Here is a 4929-nt window from a genome sequence, read left to right as displayed (position 1 = left end):
CCGCCTCCACCGTAAAGGAAGTAGGCGTCAAAAGAAACAAAAATGAATTGTGTATGATTCAACTGACAGCCGTAATCCCTTGTCACCAAAGGGGTTACAAGGCGATTCTTACGTCACAGTATCCTTAACTCAAAAAGCCAATCATACTAACCGTGTAATGAAGCACGCTTGCTCTTTTGCTCCTTTTAATCCTTTTAATCTTTATATCTTCATCCCTAATCCTTTATCTCCTGACCCCCTATATTTCCCACCCCAGCCCTCCTGCCGTCCCATTCCCCCCATGTTTTTGGGGGGAATGCGGTCGAGGAAGAGAGTCGCGGGATGATTTATGCCGCGACTCTCTTCCTCGACCGCAGGAGGGCGCGCTCTGACTGGGATTAACGAACATTACCATATTTTATGAATAGCACTATTAAAAATAGTGCTATTCAGATAGTCACCTTCAAATAATGCTATTCAGACGGTGCTACTCAGATAGTGCGCATGATTCCTTTTTCACTCCAAGCATGTAGAGTCCCAACCTATAGCATGCCTGTGCCGCCTCATCTACTGTCATGCCAAGGAGATCCGCTATCTTAGGTATAATCAATCTGTTAAAAATACAAAAGCAGCCCTATTGTAGGAGCTGCTTTATATCCATCATTCAGCCACCTCACCGGTATCGTCCATCCGGTCGGTACGCTTCAGACCTGGCGAATGTATCATGTGTAACCCTTGACCGTTTTCTATTGAGGGTCTCGCCCTCTTTGTAAGCAATGTTCCTAAACCGTTTATGTTCACGAATGGTTGCCAACTTCGATACATCCCATAAAATCTGAAACAGTTTTCGCTGTTCTTTAATAGGCGGTAATTCAGTAAAACCGAAAACATTCTTAAGGATTGGTTCCATGTCTCTCGGTTTGCTGGATTCATGTAAAGGATATTGACCTCGTTGTCGTAGGAGTTCGGTAAGTTTTTTGTGGAATCTATGGAGTTCACGAGCAAAGGGCTTGTCCACTTTAACCACCACGTTATACATACTGCGTAGTGTTTGGAGTGTATCCCACTCCTTTTCCACGTTATCCATGTACTGATTGGTGGCTTCGATACTAAAGGTGCCGATTAAGGTGATGAATTGCCGAATGCAGCGTGAGCCTACTTTGAGCATTTTTCCGTTGTTTTCATTTCGGATTACACAATTAAAGTTACGGAGCTGTGCGTTACAGATTTCGCAGTGGTCAGTAAACCCGACAGAGCCTGAACCGATGATTTCAACAAATCTCCACTCTGTACGTGCATCCTCATAAGTGTTTGCTTGACTAAACCGAACGAGATTTTCCTTTACGTACTCTTTTGGTTCCTTCAATTCACTTACAGGAGAGATAACGACCGACTTACGGCTTCTGAATTTGCTCAATAAACCATCTCCATATCCAACGGAATCAATTACCAATGCACATTATACTGATGAGAATGTATGTTCGCAATAGTTAATCGCTATATATAGCGTCAATTTTTTATTTTCAAACACCACAAACACTACTTGCGGTTTCCGTGATAAACAAAAACAGCCCCAATAGAGGCTGTTTTTGTTATACATCGAAAGCCATGGCGGGCCCTCCCTTCTAGGGGGTAGAGCCGTGAGCAGACCCGTTATTGGACTCTTGCCCATTTATAACACTTTCGTTATAATTTATAACGAAAACTGCATAAAATGCGGGAAGGCGGATCATCGTACGATATCGTTTTGTACGAGGATGACCGTGGCAACAGTGAAATTGCTGATTTTCTTGCCCAAGTTGCAGAAGATGCGGCAGCAGGGAAAAAGGATGCTGTCACATTGAAAAAGCAAATCGACTTGAATCTGGAGTTGCTCAAACAAGCTGGTACACGTATTGGAAAGCCATATGTGGATCATATTGATGGCCCAATTTGGGAGCTACGTCCTGGTCGGTATCGGGTGCTTTTTGTAGGGTGGAATGGGAGTCATTTTGTCTTACTGCACCACTTCATGAAGAGTACTCAAAAAACGCCTAGACGTGAAATCGAAAAGGCGAAGCGAGAATACAGCCAATGGGTGAAGAGCCACGGTCAGTAGCTAGGGGAGGGGGATGCCCCTCTCTAAAACTAAACGTTCTCTTCAGAGACGTATGTAGAGGGCCGCGATACGACGATATATAGATTCGGGGAGGTTTCGAAATGAACGAAAGGAGAAAGCAGGAATTAACGCGTGGTTCTGATGGACTGCTACATTGGGATGATGTACGTAATGATCTCTATAGCAAGGCAGAGCAGAGTGAAACAGACCATCTTGTTAGATTGATTACGGCGATGGTTTTGCGTCGAAAAATACTGGGCCTGACCCAAGATGAACTTGCACAACGTGCTGGAGTAAAACAATCTGCGATTGCAAGATTGGAGACGGGGAATTCTGTACCACGTGTAGATACATTGTTTCGTGTAGCAGATGCATTAGATCTGCAGTTGGAGTTAATACCTAGAAGTCGCGAAGGTGCTAATGAGCAAGCGGCAGCAGCTTTTCATGTATAATCGTATCAGAGAGATTTGAACGAAAAAGACAGCGAAAAACCATAGCCTTTTGATTCAATTCAAGGCTCTAACCGGTTACTTCAACATGACACGCACAGTACACAAACCACCTGCCTACGCTAAAGCACGGGTACAGTTACCCCAAACAGAGATGCCATTGAATCATTTTTCCGATTCGATGGCATCTCTGTTTCCATAGGGGTCTGGGGGCGATAGCCACCAGGCAGGGTTTGGGACGGCAGGCCCAACAAGCAGGCCGAAGGGGTATCCAGGCGACCGTTTGAGCGAAGCTAAAACGGCTCGGCGGATAGCCATAGGCGAAGCTTGCCATCTACCATGGATACTTCTTTTTATGCTATGCTTACATAGGGGGTGGGCGTATGCCTGGCGATAACCGAAAACGCAAACGTATGGTGCCCATTCGTTTGTCGGATGAGGAGTTCGAGCGCGTCGAGCACAAGGCCCGCGCACTCGGCATGACCGTACCGGCCTTCCTCCGCGAACTGGCACAAAAGCAGCGTGTTCACTCGCCGGTCATTGACCGCGAGGGGGCGACAGCATTGTCGCGCCAGATTCGTGCCATCGGCAACAACATCAATCAGCTCACGAAGTTAGCGCACACAGAGAAGGTGACCGTCGTCCAGCTCGATGATGTCCGAATGGAGTTGCATGCGCTACGGCAACAATTAAGCTCTCTTCTACAAAACAAGCAAACCGCCTCATCAACTATTGCGAGCGAAAAGCAACAGAACGAGACGGTGTGAATTGCGACCCAGAATATGCCCGCGAACAACTCAAGTGGACACGAGAAGAATGGGACAAAAACGACGGGGTGCAAGCCCATCACGTCATCCAGTCCTTTAAGCCAGAGGACAACGTCACCAAAGAACAGGCCAATGAGCTTGGCAGAAAGCTCGCCGAGCAGATTGCACCAGGCTATGAAGCACTCATCTACACACACACCGACAGAGAACACATACATAACCATATCGTGATCAATTCAGTGTCCTTTGAAGATGGGATGAAGTATCACTCTGATCGAGCGCAGCTCTACAACATCCGGCAAAAATCGGACGAGCTTTGCCTGGAACAAGGTCTAAGCATCGTTACGGAAAAGAACGCACCGGAACGCTTCAAAATGGCCGAATATAAGCTCGTAGAACGTGGAGAAAAGCTCTGGAAGGATGAACTACGTTCTGCCATTGACGATGCAAAGAGACAAACCGATTCCCTCGAACACATGCGAGAATATCTCCAAAAAACATACGACATCGAAATGAAAATCCAAAACAAAAACGTGAGCTTTCTCCATCCGGAAAAGCAACGGTACTGCAGAGGCGACACGCTCGGAGAAAATTACTCGAAAGGAGCGTTACAACGTGGATATGAACAGCAGAGAGAAAGCGCAGCTCCAACCAAAGACGGACACATCCGTCGCGCTCGCGGAACCATCGCAGAACGAGACCGAATCTTACTTGGCGGAAATCTCGGACCACTTAATGACCATCCGCAGCCATCAAGGCGTGGTACAGGATCGATTCACGACGGTCTCGAAAAATCTCGAACAGAGCAACGAAGCGCGGATCGAACTATTGAACAAGGTAAACCACGCAATCAAAGGATTGGAACAAAGACAACAGAAATTCACTCAGGAAGTCCTGGACACATTGAAAACACAAAATCGAACCCTCAACACACGCTTAGAGACCAAGGAAAAGGAATTAACCCAAGCCTTGACGGAAGTCCAAAAACTCAAGCAGGAACTGCTGAACGGATTCATGAACCTGCACAGCAAGAGCAAGGAGCCCCTCTCACACAAGCTCTACAAAGTGGGAACCATCTCCCTGGGGAGCATCATGGGCGGACTCATCATCTTCCTGATCATGCGGATTCTATGGCCGTAGACATCTTAGATACATTGGCGAAAATCGGCCAGGAAATCGAAAAAACTCAAGTGCAACAGCCACGGAGAATAAAACCTAGGCAACAAAAATCGAAAACTCAACAACGACCATATCGAGATTATGGATTCGAACGCTGAAAAGCGGGCTGTGGGTTTGATGGACAACCCAACACCAGGGTTGACCACAAGCCCCACAGCCCCTACAAGGGAACAGCCGCTAACGCTCGTTCCCTCTCGGCTTCGCCGATTCACCCTCCCCGCCTCCTCCTCCTAAAAAAATTTTATATAGATATATTTATATAACTCCTAAAGAACCAAACCAGCTCATTGGGGACGCTTGACACAAGGGTTAACCTTGGCCACCTTGGTGAATGTTCGGAGGTTTGAGGAGATTAGCTGGGTTGTAGACACAGCGTCCCCTACCCTACCTTCTAAATAGTGTAGGAGACACCCTTGAATCAACCACCTCGGAGCCATGCCCCGTCGGCCGTCGTCGG

The 4929-nt window shown here is 47.1% G+C and carries 5 protein-coding genes and 1 pseudogene; 5 read left to right on the top strand and 1 reads right to left on the bottom strand.

Features of this window, described 5'->3' with window-relative positions; translation table 11 throughout:
- Positions 1 to 652: 652 nt before the first annotated feature.
- Positions 653 to 1396, bottom strand: coding sequence for a hypothetical protein (locus tag ACFSB2_RS16765; protein ID WP_377944253.1), 744 nt, complete (start codon positions 1394 to 1396; stop codon positions 653 to 655).
- A gap of 297 nt (positions 1397 to 1693) precedes the next feature.
- On the opposite strand from ACFSB2_RS16765, the gene ACFSB2_RS16760 reads away from it, so the two are divergent.
- The 5 genes and pseudogenes from ACFSB2_RS16760 to ACFSB2_RS16740 all read left to right on the top strand — a co-directional run bounded on the left by ACFSB2_RS16760 (position 1694) and on the right by ACFSB2_RS16740 (position 4433).
- Entirely contained in the window at positions 1694 to 2077 is a 384-nt protein-coding gene (locus ACFSB2_RS16760; RefSeq protein WP_377944252.1) for a type II toxin-antitoxin system RelE/ParE family toxin, read from the top strand.
- 101 nt (positions 2078 to 2178) lie between these two features.
- A complete protein-coding gene (locus ACFSB2_RS16755) occupies positions 2179 to 2529 on the top strand; it encodes a helix-turn-helix domain-containing protein (protein ID WP_377944251.1) in 351 nt (116 codons plus the stop codon).
- A 380-nt stretch (positions 2530 to 2909) separates the two neighbouring features.
- On the top strand, positions 2910 to 3293 hold the full coding sequence (locus tag ACFSB2_RS16750; RefSeq protein WP_377944250.1) for a plasmid mobilization protein: 384 nt from the start codon (positions 2910 to 2912) through the stop codon (positions 3291 to 3293).
- Positions 3290 to 3568, top strand: a pseudogene (locus tag ACFSB2_RS16745) (relaxase/mobilization nuclease domain-containing protein); the annotation flags it as partial. The gene ACFSB2_RS16750 and the pseudogene ACFSB2_RS16745, both read left to right, overlap by 4 nt.
- Positions 3569 to 3908: 340 nt before the next feature.
- Positions 3909 to 4433: a hypothetical protein gene (locus ACFSB2_RS16740; protein WP_377944254.1), complete on the top strand. Its 525-nt coding sequence runs from the start codon at positions 3909 to 3911 to the stop codon at positions 4431 to 4433.
- Positions 4434 to 4929: the final 496 nt, after the last annotated feature.

It is taken from the genome of Alicyclobacillus fodiniaquatilis, assembly GCF_042678105.1.
Lineage (GTDB): Bacteria > Bacillota > Bacilli > Alicyclobacillales > Alicyclobacillaceae > Alicyclobacillus > Alicyclobacillus fodiniaquatilis.
The sequence above is the reverse complement of the archived record's forward strand: the minus strand, read 5'-3'. Positions and strand labels throughout refer to the sequence as shown.